The following is a 1,450-nucleotide window of genomic DNA, read 5'->3' on the forward strand; positions in this document are numbered from 1 at the left end:
CCAGGAGCAGCTGCGTACCGCTCTGGCACTGGGTGCCGACCGCGCCGTGCTGATCGAGAGCAACGACGAACTGAACTCCCTGGCCATCGCCAAGCTGCTCAAGGCCGTGGTCGACAAGGAGCAGCCGCAGCTGGTGATCCTCGGCAAGCAGGCCATCGACTCCGACAACAACCAGACCGGCCAGATGCTGGCTGCGCTGTCCGGCTACGCCCAGGGCACCTTCGCCTCGGAAGTGGCTGTGGAAGGCGACCGCGTCAAGGTCACCCGCGAGATCGACGGCGGTCTGCAGACCGTTGACCTGAAACTGCCGGCCATCGTCACCACCGACCTGCGCCTGAACGAGCCGCGCTACGCTTCGCTGCCGAACATCATGAAGGCCAAGAAGAAGCCGCTGGAGACCCTCAAACCGGAAGAGCTGGGCGTGAGCACCGCCTCCACCCTGAGCACCGTCAAGGTCGAAGCGCCGGCTGCCCGCAGCGCCGGCATCAAGGTCAAGACCGTGGACGAGCTGGTCGACAAACTGAAGAACGAAGCCAAGGTGATCTGACATGACGATTCTGGTTATTGCCGAACACAACAACGCCGAACTGAATGCCGCCACCCTGAACACCGTGGCAGCCGCCCAGGCCATCGGTGGCGACATCGAGGTACTGGTTGCCGGTGCCGGCTGTGGCGCAGTAGCGGAAGCCGCTGCCAAGATCGCCGGTGTTTCCAAGGTGCTGGTGGCCGACAACGCCGCCTACGCCAACCTGCTGCCGGAAAACGTCTCCCTGCTGATCGCCGAGATCGGCAAGGGCTACAGCCACATCCTGGCCCCGGCCAGCACCAACGGCAAGAACTACCTGCCGCGCGTGGCTGCCCTGCTGGACGTTGACCAGATCTCCGAGATCATCAGCGTCGAGAGCCCGGACACCTTCAAGCGTCCGATCTATGCCGGTAACGCCATCGCCACCGTCAAATCCGACGCCCCGGTGAAGGTGATCACCGTACGCGCCACCGGCTTTGACGCCGTAGCCGCCGAAGGTGGCAGCGCCGCCATCGAAGCCGTTGCATCTGCCCAGGACGCCGGCATCTCCGCCTTTGTTGGCGAAGAGCTGGCCAAGTCCGACCGCCCCGAACTGGCCGGTGCCAAGGTGGTGGTCTCCGGTGGTCGCGGCATGCAGAACGGCGACAACTTCCAGCTGCTGTACAGCCTGGCCGACAAGCTGGGTGCTGCCGTTGGCGCCTCCCGCGCCGCGGTGGACGCCGGCTTCGTGCCCAACGACATGCAGGTCGGTCAGACCGGCAAGATCGTTGCGCCGCAGCTGTACATCGCCGTGGGCATCTCCGGTGCCATCCAGCACCTGGCCGGCATGAAGGACTCCAAGGTGATCGTGGCGATCAACAAGGACGAAGAAGCGCCGATCTTCCAGGTTGCCGACTACGGCCTGGTTGCCGACCTGTTCGAGGC

At 64.8% G+C, this 1,450-nt stretch carries 2 protein-coding genes; both read left to right on the forward strand.

Annotation, left to right across the window (positions count from 1 at the left end):
• The coding region (locus BM046_RS13290) for an electron transfer flavoprotein subunit beta/FixA family protein (protein WP_090540291.1) at nucleotides 1-547 on the forward strand (547 nt) is incomplete at its 5' end.
• 1 nt (nucleotide 548) lies between these two features.
• A partial coding sequence (locus tag BM046_RS16335; RefSeq protein ID WP_218150041.1) for an electron transfer flavoprotein subunit alpha/FixB family protein occupies nucleotides 549-1,450 on the forward strand: 902 nt, incomplete at its 3' end.

Origin of the sequence: Halopseudomonas formosensis (genome assembly GCF_900115905.1) — a bacterium.
Taxonomy (GTDB): Bacteria; Pseudomonadota; Gammaproteobacteria; order Pseudomonadales; family Pseudomonadaceae; genus Halopseudomonas; species Halopseudomonas formosensis.